The organism is Pseudomonas sp. H1h (assembly GCF_000633255.1).
GTDB lineage: Bacteria > Pseudomonadota > Gammaproteobacteria > Pseudomonadales > Pseudomonadaceae > Aquipseudomonas.
Window position 1 is genome coordinate 58,179 of record NZ_AYMJ01000017.1, and the last position, 15,353, is coordinate 73,531.

14 protein-coding genes are annotated in these 15,353 nt (G+C 59.0%); 10 read left to right on the forward strand and 4 right to left on the reverse strand.

Going from position 1 to position 15,353, the window contains the following annotated elements:
* The first annotated feature begins 102 nt into the window (after positions 1–102).
* Positions 103–1,287 carry a two-component system response regulator RssB gene (gene rssB, locus U862_RS0114675; RefSeq protein ID WP_025111080.1) on the forward strand — a complete coding sequence of 395 codons (1,185 nt, stop codon included), beginning with the start codon at positions 103–105 and terminating at the stop codon, positions 1,285–1,287.
* Positions 1,284–1,766, forward strand: a complete 483-nt coding sequence (rssC, locus tag U862_RS0114680; RefSeq protein ID WP_003226553.1) for an anti-sigma factor antagonist RssC — start codon at positions 1,284–1,286, stop codon at positions 1,764–1,766. The genes rssB and rssC overlap by 4 nt, the downstream gene beginning before the upstream one ends.
* A 188-nt stretch (positions 1,767–1,954) precedes the next feature.
* Here the strand turns inward: rssC and tal are convergent, their stop codons facing one another.
* On the reverse strand, positions 1,955–2,881 hold the full coding sequence (tal, locus tag U862_RS0114685) for a transaldolase (protein ID WP_025111081.1): 927 nt from the start codon (positions 2,879–2,881) through the stop codon (positions 1,955–1,957).
* Between the two features lie 206 nt (positions 2,882–3,087).
* Positions 3,088–4,038, reverse strand: coding sequence for a glycosyl hydrolase family 5 (locus U862_RS0114690; RefSeq protein ID WP_025111082.1), 951 nt, complete (start codon positions 4,036–4,038; stop codon positions 3,088–3,090).
* A gap of 291 nt (positions 4,039–4,329) precedes the next feature.
* Between U862_RS0114690 and U862_RS29635 the strand changes: the two genes are divergently transcribed.
* The 8 genes from U862_RS29635 to U862_RS0114730 all read left to right on the forward strand — a co-directional run bounded on the left by U862_RS29635 (position 4,330) and on the right by U862_RS0114730 (position 14,021).
* Complete coding sequence (locus U862_RS29635) at positions 4,330–4,770, forward strand: low molecular weight protein-tyrosine-phosphatase (protein WP_081794885.1); 441 nt, start codon at positions 4,330–4,332, stop codon at positions 4,768–4,770.
* Positions 4,771–4,809: 39 nt separating this feature from the next.
* The gene (locus tag U862_RS0114700) at positions 4,810–7,038 is read left to right on the forward strand and encodes a polysaccharide biosynthesis tyrosine autokinase (protein WP_025111084.1); all 2,229 of its coding nucleotides are present in this window, start codon (positions 4,810–4,812) and stop codon (positions 7,036–7,038) included.
* Between the two features lie 40 nt (positions 7,039–7,078).
* Positions 7,079–8,161, forward strand: coding sequence for a glycosyltransferase family 4 protein (locus U862_RS0114705; RefSeq protein ID WP_025111085.1), 1,083 nt, complete (start codon positions 7,079–7,081; stop codon positions 8,159–8,161).
* A gap of 14 nt (positions 8,162–8,175) precedes the next feature.
* Positions 8,176–9,288, forward strand: coding sequence for a polysaccharide pyruvyl transferase family protein (locus tag U862_RS0114710; protein ID WP_025111086.1), 1,113 nt, complete (start codon positions 8,176–8,178; stop codon positions 9,286–9,288).
* On the forward strand, positions 9,285–10,514 hold the full coding sequence (locus U862_RS0114715; RefSeq protein WP_025111087.1) for a phosphoribosylaminoimidazole carboxylase: 1,230 nt from the start codon (positions 9,285–9,287) through the stop codon (positions 10,512–10,514). Before U862_RS0114710 ends, U862_RS0114715 begins: the two co-directional genes overlap by 4 nt.
* The gene (locus U862_RS0114720; RefSeq protein ID WP_025111088.1) at positions 10,505–11,608 is read left to right on the forward strand and encodes a hypothetical protein; all 1,104 of its coding nucleotides are present in this window, start codon (positions 10,505–10,507) and stop codon (positions 11,606–11,608) included. Before U862_RS0114715 ends, U862_RS0114720 begins: the two co-directional genes overlap by 10 nt.
* Before the next feature lie 12 nt (positions 11,609–11,620).
* Entirely contained in the window at positions 11,621–12,664 is a 1,044-nt protein-coding gene (locus U862_RS0114725) for an acyltransferase family protein (RefSeq protein ID WP_025111089.1), read from the forward strand.
* A gap of 226 nt (positions 12,665–12,890) precedes the next feature.
* The gene (locus U862_RS0114730) at positions 12,891–14,021 is read left to right on the forward strand and encodes a GDSL-type esterase/lipase family protein (RefSeq protein WP_025111090.1); all 1,131 of its coding nucleotides are present in this window, start codon (positions 12,891–12,893) and stop codon (positions 14,019–14,021) included.
* 28 nt (positions 14,022–14,049) lie between these two features.
* Here the strand turns inward: U862_RS0114730 and U862_RS0114735 are convergent, their stop codons facing one another.
* Complete coding sequence (locus U862_RS0114735; protein ID WP_025111091.1) at positions 14,050–14,463, reverse strand: mannose-1-phosphate guanylyltransferase; 414 nt, start codon at positions 14,461–14,463, stop codon at positions 14,050–14,052.
* Between the two features lie 37 nt (positions 14,464–14,500).
* Positions 14,501–15,334, reverse strand: a complete 834-nt coding sequence (gene galU, locus U862_RS0114740) for a UTP--glucose-1-phosphate uridylyltransferase GalU (protein WP_025111092.1) — start codon at positions 15,332–15,334, stop codon at positions 14,501–14,503.
* Between the last annotated feature and the right edge of the window lie 19 nt (positions 15,335–15,353).

The following is a 15,353-nucleotide window of genomic DNA, read 5'->3' on the forward strand; positions in this document are numbered from 1 at the left end:
CGAAAGCGGTGCAGCAGAGAGGCTAGAAAGCGAATCCAGTAGTCTGAGCCGGGCCAATGCCCCGCCTGCTACGCCAACCTAATTCTGGCGCCGTTTGCCCACATGCCAAAAACCAGTGCCACGCTGCTGATAATCGATGATGACGAAGTAGTGCGCGCGAGCCTCGCGGCCTATTTGGAAGACAGTGGTTTCAGCGTCCTGCAGGCCAGCAACGGCCAACAGGGTCTTCAGGTATTCGAGCAAGACAAGCCCGACTTGGTCATCTGCGATCTGCGCATGCCGCAGATGGGCGGTCTCGAACTCATCCGTCAGGTCACCGAGCGGTCACCGCAAACGCCGATGATCGTCGTTTCGGGTGCCGGCGTGATGAACGACGCGGTCGAGGCGCTGCGCCTGGGTGCGGCGGACTACCTGATCAAGCCTCTCGAAGACCTGGCCGTGCTCGAGCACTCTGTGCGTCGGGCGCTGGATCGTGCGCGCCTGCTGCTGGAGAACCAGCGCTACCGCGAGAAGCTGGAGAAGGCCAACCGCGAACTCGAAGCCAGCCTGAACCTGCTCCAGGAAGACCAGAACGCCGGTCGCCAGGTGCAGATGAACATGCTGCCGGAAAGTCCGTGGCGCATCGACGAGTTCCAGTTTGCCCACCAGATCATCCCGTCGCTGTACCTGTCGGGTGATTTTGTCGACTATTTCCGGGTCGACGAGCGTCGGGTCGCGTTTTATCTGGCCGACGTGTCAGGCCATGGCGCCTCTTCGGCGTTCGTCACCGTGCTGCTGAAGTTCATGACCACGCGTCTGCTGTTCGAGTCCAAACGCAACGGTACGTTGCCGGAATTCAAGCCTTCGGAAGTTCTTGGTCATATCAACCGGGGGCTGATCAGTTGTAAGCTGGGCAAACACGTCACAATGGTCGGTGGAGTCATCGACGAGGAGACCGGTTTGTTGACCTATAGCATCGGCGGCCATCTGCCGTTGCCTGTGTTGTACACGCCTGACAGTGTTCGTTACCTCGAAGGCCGTGGTTTGCCGGTGGGCCTGTTCAATGAGGCCACCTACGAAGATCACGTGCTTGAGCTGCCTGCGACCTTCAGCCTGACGCTGATGTCCGACGGCATTCTGGATCTATTGCCAGAACCTACGCTCAAAGAAAAAGAAGCTGCTTTGCCTCAACGGGTGAAGTCGGCGGGCGGCAGCCTGGATGGTCTGCGGCAAGTGTTTGGATTGGCCACGCTAGGGGAGATGCCGGATGATATCGCCCTGTTGGTGTTGAGCAGGAACCTTCAATGAGTACCGGTAGAATCCAGTTCGCCGAGCAGGACGGCACCTTCGTCCTGAAGTTCGTCGGTGAAGTTCGCCTGACCCTGTGTTCGGCGTTGGATGCGACTATTGAGAAAATCTTCACCGCGTTGAATTTCAACGCGATCGTGATCGATTTGACCGAAACCCGCAGCATCGACAGCACCACCCTGGGCCTGTTGGCCAAGCTGTCGATCCTGTCGCGGCAAAAGGTCGGCCTGCTGCCGACCGTCGTCACCACCCACGAAGACATCACGCGTCTGCTGCAGTCGATGGGCTTCGAGCAGGTGTTCAACATCGTCAACCACCCGGTGCCGTGCCCCGAGTGTCTGGACGACCTGCCGGATCAGGACCAGTCCGAAGAAGTGGTGCGGATCAAGGTGCTGGAAGCGCACAAGATCCTCATGGGGCTGAACGATTCCAATCGCGAAGCCTTCCACGATCTGGTGAATGCGCTCGAGCGGCATTGATCTGGTGAGGTGATGTTGTCTGGGCGGCCCCTTCGCGAGCAAGCCCGCTCCCACATTTGAAATGCATTCCCTCTGTGAGAGCGGGCTTGCTCGCGAAGGCGAGAGTTCGGACGATGCGTGTTCTAGCGCGAGCGAAAAAAAGGGCGAACCCGTGAAGGTTCGCCCTTTTTGCATTCCAGTGGCTCAGATCACAGCTTGGCCTGCAGCAGCGCCTCAAGCTTCTCCTGGTCACGGGCAAACTGACGAATACCCTCGGCCAGTTTCTCGGTGGCCATCGCGTCTTCGTTGGACAGCCAGCGGAACTGCGCTTCGTTCAGGCTCAGGCGGGCTTCGCCAGCATGGCCCGGGGCGAGTTTGCGCTCCAGTTTGCCGGTGTCTGCCGCCAGCTTGTCGATCAGGTCCGGGCTGATGGTCAGGCGGTCGCAACCGGCCAACTGCTCGATCTGGTTCAGATTGCGGAAGCTGGCGCCCATGACCACGGTCTTGTAGTCATTGGCCTTGTAGTAGTTGTAGATGCGGGTGACCGACTGCACGCCCGGATCATCGGCGCCGGTGTAGTCGTTGCCGTTGGCCTTTTTGTACCAGTCGTAGATGCGGCCCACGAACGGCGAGATCAGGAACACCCCGGCGTCGGCGCAGGCAGCGGCCTGGGCAAAGGAGAACAGCAGGGTCAGGTTGGTCTGGATGCCTTCTTTTTCGAGAATCTCGGCAGCGCGGATGCCTTCCCAGGTCGAAGCGATCTTGATCAGCACGCGGTCACGGCCGATGCCGGCCTTGTCGTACAGCTCGATCAGGCGATGCGCACGCTTGAGCACGGCGTCCTGGTCGAACGACAGGCGCGCATCCACTTCGGTGGAAATACGGCCCGGGATCACTTTGAGGATTTCCTGGCCCACGGCGACGCCAAAGCGGTCGCTGGCCAGGCCCACATCGCCCTTGCAGTCGCTGACGCAAGCGTTCAGCAGTTCGGCATAAGCCGGAATGGCCGCTGCTTTGAGCAGCAGGGAAGGGTTGGTAGTGGCGTCGACCGGCTTGACCCGGGCAATCGCTTCGAAGTCGCCGGTGTCGGCAACCACGGTGGTCATCTGTTTGAGTTGTTCCAGCTTGGAAGTCATGGGTGTGCTCTGTCCTGTGGGTTTGACGACATTACCCGAGCGCTGACAGCCACTCAAGGGCATCAAGGCGTATCGGGTTCCCCGGTGGCAACAACCTGAGAACGGCTGTTTGAAAGGTGGGGCGCGGTATCGATGAATACGATGCCAAAATCGGCCGCAGGTTCAACGCATCTGACGGTCAGCGCCCCTTGAGCACATGGAGGGGCTTATTGCTGACTCAGTTGGGTTCTGACGGCGGTTTCCGCCGGTTTCGGCTGGCCGTCGGAGGTCAGCAGGCCGAAATTCTTCTCGCGGTCGTTGCTGCCGGTGTCGCTGTTTTTCCATTCATAGATGGAGGTCAGCGCAATGTTGCGGGTTTTGATATCGGCGACAAACGCACTGATTTTACTGGCCTGACCTTCTGTCCCACCGTTGGAGCTGAGCGCCGAGATGCCCCATTCGCTGATCACCCCCGGCAGATGGAAGTTTTGCTGGATAAACGCCTGGGCGTTACTGATCTGCGTGCCCGTCATGCCATAGGGATGATAGGAAATCGCGTTGAGGCATTTAGGGTACTGGCTGACGATTCGGTTGAGGGCCACCGTGGACGCCGAGCCGGCAGTCGGCGGCCGGGCGAAACCGAAGCCGATCACCGGCGTGGCCTGGGGCTTGTCTTGCAGTGTCTTGCACGCTGCGCTCATGAATGGCACGAAGGTCGTGTCGAAATTGCCAGTCGGCCAGTAGGCGTCGAGATCCGGCTCATTCCACAGTTCAATGGCAACCAGTTGCGAGCCGTAGGTTGTCGCCAGGCTGGCCAACGCGTTGGCGTACGCGACGCCTGCGGCTGCCAGATCACTGGTATTTAATGGCTGAGTCGTGCGCAGGGTCATCAATACCGGCAGGCCAGCGGCTCGTGCCACGGCGAAGGCGTCGCTGACCTGCTGTTGATAGGCCTGGGTGTTCAGGCTGTCGGTCCAAACGCCAAAGCGCACGAAACTGAAGCCGGTGGTCTTGATCAGTTGGGCGTCTGCGGCAGAGAAGTTCTGGACCTTGACCTGCACGCCAATGGTTTTATGGGTGGGCAATGCCGGGAACAGCTCGCTGGCGTTGACTTGGCTGGCTGTACTGAGCAGCAGCAAGGTCAAAAGGCTCAATCGTTTGAGATGTGCTGACTTCATGTCGGCTCTCCGGGTGAGAAGTGACAACGGCGAATAGGTATCTCGTGATACCTCATTCGAAACTAACAGTGTCACTAAGTGCGTAAATGTTATTTTTTGTCAGGAAATCAAGAACTGAAAATCACAGTTATTTTTAGTCCGGTAATTCCGTTTGGGCGACTTTTGGCGCTGTGGTACTTAATACGCTGGTACTAACAGGGCGAATCTATTTCTGAGTGCAGGATGATCTAGTGGGTTCATTAAGATCCGCACTAGATGTTGGCAGAATGATATTACACAGGAAAGTAAACCTTGTTCAGAAATATCCTTGTCGTGTGCGTTGGCAATATTTGCCGAAGTCCGACAGCAGAACTTCTGCTGCGTAACGCGCTGACCCCCTCAACGATCTCGGTGACCTCCGCAGGCCTCGCGGCCCGGGTTGGCGAAGGCATGGAAGCTTCGGCGCGCCAGGTCCTGGAAGATCACGGGCATAGCGCCGAGGGCTTCACCGCCCGGCAATTGACCGCCGATATCGTCAATCAATCGGACCTGATTCTGGTCATGGAAAAACAACATATGAATCAGGTACTGAAGATTGCCTCGCACGCCAGAGGCAAAGTGTTCCTTCTTGGCAAGTGGCAGAGCGAACGCGAAATACAGGATCCCTATCGTCAAGGTAAGGCCGCCTTTATTCATGCCCATGCATTGATTGAAGATGCTGTTAGCTCGTGGGCGCAGCGCCTCGGACATTGATGAATATTCTTCAGATCAGTGAATGGTAAGAACAGACTTATGCAGTTACCGTCAGTAATCGCCAACCGTGATAACGATCAGGACAGTATTGATCTTCTCGGCATATTTGGCAGTTTGATCGACCAGAAATGGCTGATTGGTGCATTCACCGGTGCCTTCATGGCCGCGGGTGTTGCCTATGCGGTATTGGCGACGCCGGTGTACCTGGCGAACGCGCTGGTGCAGGTCGAACCGAAAAAGAACGACATGCTCGGGTTTTCCGACCTCAGCAGCATGCTCGGCGGCCAATCGCCGTCGGTGACCGAAATCGGCATCATCAAGTCCCGCGCGGTAATCGGCAAAACTGTCGATGACCTGCGCCTGGATATCGACGTCACCCCCAACACCTTTCCGGTCATCGGCGGTTTTCTCGCCAGGCGCTATCGCGGCGAAACCGAGTTCAGCGTGGCGCCGCCGCGTTTTGGCTTTAACAGTTACGCCTGGGGGGGCGAGCGTCTGGAGTTCGCCCGGCTCAATCTGCCCAAAGAACTGTTGGGCAAGAAACTGACACTGGTGGCGGGAGAACAGCAGCGCTTCCAGTTGCTCGATGACAACGGCAACGTGCTGGTCGAGGGCGTCGCGGGTGAAACCTTCGCGCAGGACGGCGTAGAGGGGCAGGTCGCGCAATTGTCGGCCAACCCGGGCACGCGTTTTGAAGTGGTGCGCAATCCGCGAATCGTGACCATTCAGGCTTACCAGGATGCGCTGGATATTTCCGAGCAAGGTAAAGAGTCTGGGATTATCCGTCTGGCACTGGCCAGCGCCGATGCCCCCGAGGCGGTGAAGATCCTCAACAAGATCGCTGCGCTGTACGTCGATCAAAACGTGCGTCGCACTTCGGCAGAAGCAGCGCAGAGCCTGGCGTTCCTGCAAAGCCAGTTGCCGCAGGTCAAGCGCGATCTGGCCAAGGCCAGCGATGCGCTTAACGCCTACCAGACCCACGGCAAGACCGTGAACATCTCCCTGGAAACCCAGTCGGTGCTCGGTCAGTCCGTTGCGCTCGAAACGCGGATTTCCGAGCTGAAAATGCAGCAGGCCGAGATGGATCGCAAGTTCACCAAACAGCATCCGGCGTATCGCGCCCTGATGTCACAGATCGGTGAGTTGACCCAGCAGCAGAAGTCGCTGGAAGGCAAGGTCGGGGATCTGCCAGCCACGCAACAGGAGCTGCTCAACCTGACCCGCGATGTGGAAGTGGCTTCGCAGATCTACACGCAGTTGCTGAACAAGTCGCAGGAACTGGACATCGTCCGCGCTGGTGCGGTGGGCAACGTGCGTTTGATCGACCCGGCAGATGTCGACCTGACCAGCCCGGTCAAACCGAAAAAAGCCCTGATTGTGTTGATCGCGACGTTCCTCGGCGCTTTTGTCGGCGTAGCGCTGGTGCTGCTGCGCAAATCCCTGAGCAAAGGCCTGGAAGGACCGGAAGCCATTGAGCAGCTCGGGCTGCCGGTGTACGCCTCGATTCCCTACAGCGCATTGCAGCGCGAAGAGGACAGTAAAAAAGTGCGGGTCAAAAGCACGGCTGAAACGCCGGCCTATCTGCTGGCCCTGCGCAATCCGACCGACCTGTCCATCGAGTCGATTCGCAGCCTGCGCACCTGCCTGCATTTTGCCGCGCTGGATTCGACCAACAACCGGATCATGATCTCCGGTCCCAGCCCGCAGGTCGGCAAGACGTTCGTCTCGTCCAACCTCGCCGCGGTCATGGCGCAAAGCGGTCAACGCGTGTTGCTGATCGACGCCGACATGCGCAAGGGCCACCTGCACAAGTCGCTGAACGTGCCGATCGCCAATGGCCTGTCGGACCTGTTGGTCAAGCGTTGCAGCATCGAGCAGGCCATCAACACCGTGGAAATCGACAACCTGCACTTCATCAGCCGTGGGCAGGTTCCACCCAATCCTTCGGAGCTGTTGATGCACGCCAACTTCCGCGACCTGCTGACCGAACTCAGTGAGCGCTACGACGTGGTGATCATCGATACGCCGCCGCTGCTGGCGGTGACCGACGCAGCGATTGTCGGGCGCGAAGCAGGGATCAGCCTGATTGTCACCCGTTTTGCGGTGAACCCGGCCAAAGAAATTGAAATGACCATTCGGCGCTTCGCCCAGAACGGCATCGAGCTCAAGGGCGCGGTGTTCAACGGCGTCGAGAAGCGCGCGGCCAGCTACTACGGCAACGGCAACTACGGTTATTACAACTACGAATACGCGTCGGACAAATCCTGATTTTCAGGGGCGTTCCAACAGGCATGAAAGTGGGTGGGTCGTGAAAAAAATACTGCACGTGGCTGAAACGATAAAAGGTGGGGTCGCCACCGTTATTCGTACCATCTCGGCTTCCCCCGAGGATCAGGAGTCGAACTACGAGCTGGTCTATCTGGTGCCGCTTGACCAGAAAAAAGAGCTGCACGGCATCGACGAACGACAGATTCGCACGTTCGAACGCAGCGGTCGCGATGTGCGTTCACTGCTGCGTTTTGCCTGGCAGTTGACCCGGGTGATGCTCAAGGAAAAACCCGATGTGGTGCATTTGCACAGCACCTTTTCCGGGGTGATCGGCCGGGTGGTCTGCGTACTTCTGCGGCCGTGGCGCAAACCGAAAATCGTTTACTGCCCGCACGCGTTTTCGTTCCTGATGGAAAGCTCGCCGACCAAGCAAAGGATCTACGCGTGGATCGAACGGGTCCTGCAGCGAGTCACCGACGTGATCATCTGCGTCAGCCGCTACGAAATGGACAAGGCGGCGCGTTTCGGCATTCAGCGCAAGCGCATGAAGCTGATCTACAACGGCATTCATCAGCGTGACGAGGCGCCGAAGGCTCAGAGCCCCGAGCCGATTCATCTGCTGTTCGTCGGTCGTCTCGACTACCAGAAAGGCTTCGATGTGTTGCTCAAGGCCTTCGCCAAGGTGCGGCGCAGCGATCTGAAACTGACCGTGGTTGGCAGTGCGGTCAACGAAGACACGGTCGAGTGTCCCGAGATGGACGCTGTCGAGTACCTGCCCTGGGTCACGCCGGCCGAGGTGCACGCGCTGTATCAACAGGCCGACGCGCTGATCGTCCCGAGTCGCTGGGAAGGATTCGCCATGGTGCCGCTCGAAGGCATGGCCATGGGGTTGCCGGTGATCGCCAGCAATTGCACATCGTTGCCCGAACTGGTCACCCATGAGGTGTCCGGTTATGTCTTCCCCACCGGTGACCACCAGGCGCTGGCCGATGTATTGGCGAGAATCCAGAAGCCGCGGTTGCTCGACCTCGGCAGCGAAGGCCGCAACATCGTGCGCGAACGCTTCAGCGCCGCGCTGATGATCCGCCAGACCTACGACGTGTATTGCGCTCCCACTTATTAAGTAGAACTCAGCTTATGAACGTAACGATTTTGCATGGCTACAGTGCCTCCAACTCCGGTGACGGCCTGCTCGTCGATCTGGCCATTGCGCTGGTGCAGCGCAACTTTGGCGAAGACACCGCGATCAATGTCGTGGCGTCCGATCCGCAGTCTTTCGACTATTTGCCGCACCCGCGTTTTGACGCGCCGGTGATGGCGGCCAAGGGTCTGGGCCGAGTCAAGCAGGCGGTGTTCCTCAATCAGTCGTATGCCGGCCTCGCGGAGCTGTTGCAGAAGACTGATCTGATCGTCGGTGTGGGTGGCGGTTACATGCGCTCCAAAAGCGCCTTCGAGCACATCAAGTTGAAGCTTGGCCACGCCAAGCAACTGGAAACGGCGATCCTCAGCAAAGTGCCCTCGGTGTACCTGCCGCAAAGCATCGGCCCGTTCCATGGCGAGAGCCGCAAGATCGTCGAGCACTACGCCAGTGCTAATGCGGTGTTCGTGCGCGATAACCGCTCCTCGGCGATGTTCGATGCCTGTGAAAACGTCTACCGCGCGCCGGACCTGGCGGTGCAGTCACTGGCGAGCAAGATCCTTATGCAACCCAAGTTCACCCGCTGCGCCGCATCGCCGGCCACTGTCTGCGTGGTCCTGCGCAAGCCGCCGGAGTGGAGCAAGGACAAGAAGGTCGCCTACGTCGCCAACCTGAAGCTGCTGCTGCAGCGCCTGAAGAACAAAAGCAAAGTGGTCTGCGCAGTACAGAGCGCCGTTCGCGGCAATGATGACGGGGCGTTCTATCGCGAGTTGGGTATCACCGAAGACCTGCTGTCGCTGAAGGCCACGATTGCCCAATATCAGCCCGACCTGGTGATCTCGGTGCGCCTGCACGGCGCCATCGAGTCGCTGCTGTCCGGTGTCCCGGCGTACCACATCAGCTATGAGCGCAAGGGCTTCGGCGCCTATCAGGACATGGGGGTGGAGGATTGGGTGATCAATGGTGGCGACATCAATGTCGACACCATCATCGACACCGTTTACGCGCCCAACGCACTGTCGAATTTCGGCAAGCGCCTGACCGACACCTGCCGCGAAATCGAGGCAAAAACCGTGGCCATGGACGAGATCATCAAAGGGATCGTTCGATGATATTTCGCCTGCTGCTGCGCGGTGGAGCGTTAGGCGCGAAGTTTCTGCTGGTGTTGGCCATCACCCATTACCTGGGCTATGAAGCGCTGGGTTTTTATGGGGTGGTGGTCGCGGCTTCGCTGATCGCCTCAAAGTTTTACAGCGTCGGGTTCAGTTCCGAGATCAATCGGTTGATCAGCGTCGGCGGCAGTTCGCGGCGGGTGGTCGACAAAGTCCTGTTGCTGTACCTGGCAGTTGGGCTGCTGCTGTCGCTGCTGACGGTGGGGATCTACTCGCTGTTTCAGCAGGTCGAGGCGAGCACTGCGCTGATTCTCTGCGTGACGCTGGTGCTGCTCACTGAACACCTGTCGTTCGAAATCAACTCGTTCGTGTTTTCCGCGCAGAAAGCCACGGCGGGCGCGCTGCTGTTTTTCATCAAGACCGGCCTCTGGGCGCTGCTGGCGGTAGGCGGGATGATGCTCGATCGGGTGTCCGGCATCGCCAGTGTGCTGTGGCTATGGGTGGCGGCGAACGTGCTGGTGATCATCGCCGGTTACCTGATCGTGGTGAATGTGCACAAAGGCCGGGTCAGCGTGGCGCTGACGACCGCGACCGTATGGAAAGCCGGGTTGCCGTTTTATTTCGGTACGGGGTTGATCGCCTTGAGTCAGTACGCCGAGCGCTTTCTGATCGTCGACCTCGAACCCTACGCCAGCCTCGGTAAATACGTGTACGCGTGGTCGGCGGCGAACACCTTGCAGGCGCTGTCTTACGCGGTGGTGGCGGTGGTCGGCATTCCGGTGCTGGCCAAGCGATTTCAGGCCGATCAACAGGCGTTCACGGTCCGGCAATTGTTCGTCAACAAATGGGTAATGCGCTCGCTGGTGGTGTCGGCGGCAGTGGCGGTGCTGATTTATCTGTTCTTCAACGTGGTGCTCGATTATGTCGCCACCAGCGTGCCGCGTCCGGATAACGCGATCCTCGGCGTGCTGATTTTTTCCTTCGCCCTGCGGGCCATCGGCGACATCGTCTGGGGCGGTCTGATCGCCTCGAAAAACAGTCGGGTGTCATTCGCCAGCGCGGCAATCTGCCTGCTGGTGTCGGTGCCGGTCAGCTATGGGCTGATCAAGCACTATTCGATTTATGGCGCGGCGTGGGGCAATGTCTTCGCGATCGTCGTGCAGCTCGGCGTAATTGCGCTATTGACCCGTGCGACCCGTGCAAAAGGGGCGCTGGCATGGGGTTGAAGCTGCCGTGCATCGAGTTTCGCGGACGCAGACTCGATTCCTCGCTGTCGTTCCTGATTCTGTTCACCGGATTGTTTCTGTCGGTGGCGATGCCGCTGCTGATCCCGCGTGACCCGGGCCCGGATGCGATGACGTTGTGGTCGTCCTACGCGCGCGCCGACAACTGCAACTTTTGGAACCCGTTCTCGCCGGACCGCTCTTCCTACGAATGTTCGGCGTTCCTGCTGCGGCCCACCGGGATCAACCTGACCAACGCCTGGGCCTACGGGATGTTCTGCAATTTTTTCCTCACGGCGATCCCGGTGGTGGTGTTCCGGCGCATGCCGCTGGCGATCTTCGGCACCCTGTGCCTGTGGGGCGTGGTGCGGTCGTTCTTTCTGGAAAACCTGACCAAGGAAATCATTGTGTCGGTGGCGGTGTTGAGCATTTTGTTCAGCTCGTTGACGCGTAAATACCGCAGCGGTTTTTTCCTCTCGGCGGTGATTTACGGTGTGCTGATCCGGCCTTACTGGATTCTGTTTTCGCTGTCGTGGTTTGGCGTCTGCGTAATGAAAAAGTACGTGTCGCGTTTCACCTTCTTCCTGATGCTGTTCCTGTTTTACCTGGCGGTAGCCATGGCTATCCAGTTGGCGCTGGGGTTTCCGGTGTCGTCGATTCGCGCGAGCAACAACGAGTTGCGCACCGCAGGCGAGGAGGGCTCCAAATCGCTGATTGTGTCGTGGCTCACCGGCAGTGATTTCGTCTCGCAGGCGCTGGATTCGATGATCATCTTCTTCAGGTTGTCGTTCCCGGTGGAGCTGATTCTGCTGTCGGGACCGGGGCAGGTGATCTTCGTCGCGCTGATGATCATGACTGCTCTGCTGCTGTTCAAAGTCATCACCTCCACCGATTACAAAGGCGCGCCGATCGAGACCAAACCCAAGGAACTGATCGCGATTCCGCTGGCGTTTCTGCTGGTTCAGGGTTTGTTCGAACCGGACTTCGGCTCCTTCGCCCGGCACTTTTCCATGGTGGTGCCGGTGCTGTTTGTCGGGCTGGGCCTGATGTTGCGCGCGAACAAACCGGTACGGGTTGAATCAAGAGTTCTGAATTGAGGCGGGTGCTGTATGTCGAGCAAGAAAAAGTCCCTGGAGATCGAAACCCTGCGTGGCCTGGCGTGCCTGCTGCTGGTGCTCTATCACGTCATCGGCCCGTTGGGCGGGGGGCTGAAAATCGATATCGGCTCGCCGTTCCGGGTCATCGCCGACTCCATGGTGTACGTGCGCATGCCGCTGTTCACCTTCATTTCCGGCTACATCTATTCGATCTACAAAATTCGCGGCAATGACTTTTCCGCATTCTTCAACGGCAAGGTGCGACGACTGATCGTGCCGCTGTTTTGCGTCGGTGTGCCGTTCTCGGTGTTGCAGGCGGTGGGGCCAGGCGTGAACAAGGACGTCGGGGTGATCGACGCGTTGTTGTCGTTCTGGGTTCCGGTCAACCACTTCTGGTTCTTGCAGGCGGTGTTCATCATTTTCATGTTCGTCGGCCTGCTGGAATGGCGCGGGATGCTGCGCTCGATGACGCGCTTGTATGGGCTGTTTGCATTTGCGGCGGCGGTGTTTCTGTTGCCACCGTTCAAGCTCGATGCGTTCGGCATCAATGGCGCGATTTACCTGCTGCCGTTTTTCGTGGCGGGGATGATCGGGCAGGAAAATGTCGAGGCGCTGAAGCAGCGGTTCAAGGTGATCGGGCCGCTGGTGTTTGTGCTGATCTCGTTGACGCTGCTGTATGTCGCGGCGATTGATCGCGAGTTGATTGTCGATCGTCGCAGTCTGATCGGGTTGACCGTGGGCTGTGTGTCCTGCATCGCTTTGCTGTCCAGTGACATGCGCTCGAAGTGGCTGACCTGGCTGGGTGGGTATTCTTACGCGATCTTCCTGTTCCATGTGCTGTTTGCGGCGACTTCGCGGTTTGTCATGGGGCGACTGGGCGTGAAAGACGAAAGTATTCTGGTGCTCAGCGGACTGCTGTCTGGCCTGTTGGGGCCGGTGCTGTTGTCGATGATTTTCAGTCGCTTCAATGTCACGTCGGTACTGTTCCTGGGTGAGCGTGCGGCGAAGAAGAAACCGGCGGCGAGCATTGCTCCGGTGGTGCCAGCCAATAGCTGAAAAGCTTCGCGAGCAAGCCCGCTCCCACAGGGTTCAGGTTGGACACAGATTAAGCAGACGCCCGCAACACCTGTAGGAGTGAGCCTGCTCGCGATAGCGGTCTGTCAGTCAGAGTGACCGCGTCTGAACCAACGCCATCGCGAGCAGGGTTTTCGGCAATTCACGCAACCCCTGTGGGAGCGGGCTTGCTCGCGAAGGGGCCATTCCAGACTGAAGGAAATTACGCATGTTGGCAGTGGATGACGCTCAGCCCGTTGCAGCGTCGGTAGTCGAAGTGGGCGATGCCCGCGAGCGCTTTGCGCAGTGGCGCGAAGGCAGGGCGGGGAAGGTGCTGTCGGTCTCGGTGATCGGCGACAGCTACAGCGCCGGGCAGGATTTCTACCTCAACAAACTGGTGCAGCGCGTGGCCGGGGAGGTCGGATTTGCCGGTCCCGGTTATGTCGGCTTCAACCACGGTGCGGCGCTGGGTGGCACACATTTCAAATACACCCGCAGCAGTGAGAAGTACTTCGGCGGTGGCTGGCAGGTGTCCGGACTCGGTCAGGCCAGCCCCGACAGTCGCACGGTGACCGGCAAGCCCGGTGCCTGGCTTGAGATCGACGCCAGTGCGACACCGGCGATCAACACCGCCGTTACTCAGGCGAAATTGCTCTACCTGGGCACTGGCGAGTCCGCAGAGCTGCGCTATCGCTGGACGCCATCGCAAGACTGGCAGCCGCTGAAACTTGATGGCTCAGGCGTACAGGAAGTACCGCTGGCCGGTCTTGCGGCAGCGGCAGACTGGTCGTTCAGACTGGAAGTGGTGAAGGGCGCGCCGACCTTGTTTGGGCTGTGGATGAGCAATGATCACGACGGCGTACGCGTGTCGAAACTGGCTGCATCGGGCGCAGCTTCCGCGGACTTCTATCACCAGGATCCGCAATGGCAGGTGCAGTGGAAAGCCGCCGTGTCGAAGATCCCCGCCGACATTTATCTGATCATGCTCGGCGGCAACGATCAGGGCTTTGGGGTCAAACCCGAACAGTATCTGCAGAACGTTCAGGGGCTGGTGGCAATGATCCGCGAGATTCAACCGGCGGCGAGCATCAACCTGATCCTGCGCCAGGACACCACGCGTTCCAGCGCCTATCCGATGTCAGCGTACGCACAGGTCTTGCAGCCGTGGGCGCATGAGCAGCATCTGGGTTTCGCCAATCTGCAATGCGCCTTTGGGCCTGACGTCAAACGGTATGCCGCCGCGATGATCGGCCCGGACAAGATTCATCCGCAGCCGGCCACGGGCGGGAAGGTGATTGCCGATTATTTCTATGGCTGGATCACCGGCACCAAGGATCGTTGCGACGTGTCACCACGATGATCGTTCCCCACGCTCTGCGTGAGGTCGATCAGGTGTCCTGCTGAAAAGCGTCGACTTGACTCAGCAACTCCGAGAGCTTCTGCGGCATCAGCTGCGTGGCACAACGAGTCTCGACATTGATGATGATTGCCGGCTCGTTGCAGCACAGGCGCACGCGGAATCGCCAGTCGCTGAAGATCACTTTCAGACCATCACGGTCATCCATTTCCAGCGCCTGCCCGGCGTAGCGTTTCTTCAGATGGGCGAGCAGGGGATAGGGATCTGCCAGCGTGCGACGAATATCGCCGGACGCGGGGAACATGCCGATACGCTCCACCAGCAGAATGCTGCCCAGCCACGACTCGTTGGCGCTGGGCAATGGCTGATGGCGTGACAACCAGCTCACCACCCCGAGGTTGCCCACCTCCCGTTCAATGTCCGCTGAATGTTGTGCGATGTTCATGCTGGTCTCCTGAAAGAGAAGTGGGCGGGGAACCGTCTCAGCGGCCCTTGAGGTAAACGTTGTCGTAGCAGAAATTGGTCGCCTGCAAGTAACCCTCGGCGTCGCCGCAGTCGAAGCGCAGGCCCTTGAACTTGTAGGCCAGCACGCAACCGTTCTGCGCCTGTTTCATCAGCGCGTCGGTGATCTGGATCTCGCCACCCTTGCCGGGTTGGGTGTCGGCGATCAGGTCGAAGATGTCCGGGGTCAGGATGTAGCGGCCGATGATCGCCAGGTTTGACGGAGCGTCCTGCGGCGCCGGTTTTTCCACCATGTGGTTGACCCGGTAAATACCTTCGGAAATCAGTTCGCCGGCGATCACTCCGTATTTGTGAGTCTGATCGGCCGGGACTTCCTGGATGGCGACGATCGAGCAGCGGAATTTCTTGTACAGCTGGATCATTTGAGTGAGTACGCCGTCACCTTCCAGGTTCAGGCACAGGTCATCGGCCAGTACCACAGCGAAGGGTTCATCGCCGATCAGCGGGCGGCCGCTGAGAATCGCGTGGCCCAGGCCTTTCATTTCCACCTGACGGGTGTAGGAGAAGGTGCAGGTGTCGATCAGCTCGCGGGTGCCGGCGAGGAATTTTTCTTTCTCGGTGCCGCGGATCTGGTGTTCGAGTTCGTAGCTGATGTCGAAGTGGTCTTCCAGCGCACGCTTGCCCCGACCGGTGACGATTGCCATGTGCTGCAGGCCTGCGTCCCGTGCTTCTTCGACGGCGTATTCGATCAACGGCTTGTTGACGATCGGCAGCATTTCCTTGGGCATGGCTTTGGTGGCCGGCAAGAAACGCGTGCCGTAACCGGCGGCGGGGAACAAACATTTACGAATCATAAAAATATCCTGAACAGTC

Coding starts and splice junctions, on each gene's coding strand:
- rssB (WP_025111080.1), top strand. CDS start 103: ATGCCAAAAACCAGTGCCACGCTGCTGATAATCGATGATGACGAAGTA.
- rssC (WP_003226553.1), top strand. CDS start 1,284: ATGAGTACCGGTAGAATCCAGTTCGCCGAGCAGGACGGCACCTTCGTC.
- tal (WP_025111081.1), bottom strand. CDS start 2,881: ATGACTTCCAAGCTGGAACAACTCAAACAGATGACCACCGTGGTTGCC.
- U862_RS0114690 (WP_025111082.1), bottom strand. CDS start 4,038: ATGAAGTCAGCACATCTCAAACGATTGAGCCTTTTGACCTTGCTGCTG.
- U862_RS0114700 (WP_025111084.1), top strand. CDS start 4,810: ATGCAGTTACCGTCAGTAATCGCCAACCGTGATAACGATCAGGACAGT.
- U862_RS0114710 (WP_025111086.1), top strand. CDS start 8,176: ATGAACGTAACGATTTTGCATGGCTACAGTGCCTCCAACTCCGGTGAC.
- U862_RS0114715 (WP_025111087.1), top strand. CDS start 9,285: ATGATATTTCGCCTGCTGCTGCGCGGTGGAGCGTTAGGCGCGAAGTTT.
- U862_RS0114720 (WP_025111088.1), top strand. CDS start 10,505: ATGGGGTTGAAGCTGCCGTGCATCGAGTTTCGCGGACGCAGACTCGAT.
- U862_RS0114725 (WP_025111089.1), top strand. CDS start 11,621: ATGTCGAGCAAGAAAAAGTCCCTGGAGATCGAAACCCTGCGTGGCCTG.
- U862_RS0114730 (WP_025111090.1), top strand. CDS start 12,891: ATGTTGGCAGTGGATGACGCTCAGCCCGTTGCAGCGTCGGTAGTCGAA.
- U862_RS0114735 (WP_025111091.1), bottom strand. CDS start 14,463: ATGAACATCGCACAACATTCAGCGGACATTGAACGGGAGGTGGGCAAC.
- galU (WP_025111092.1), bottom strand. CDS start 15,334: ATGATTCGTAAATGTTTGTTCCCCGCCGCCGGTTACGGCACGCGTTTC.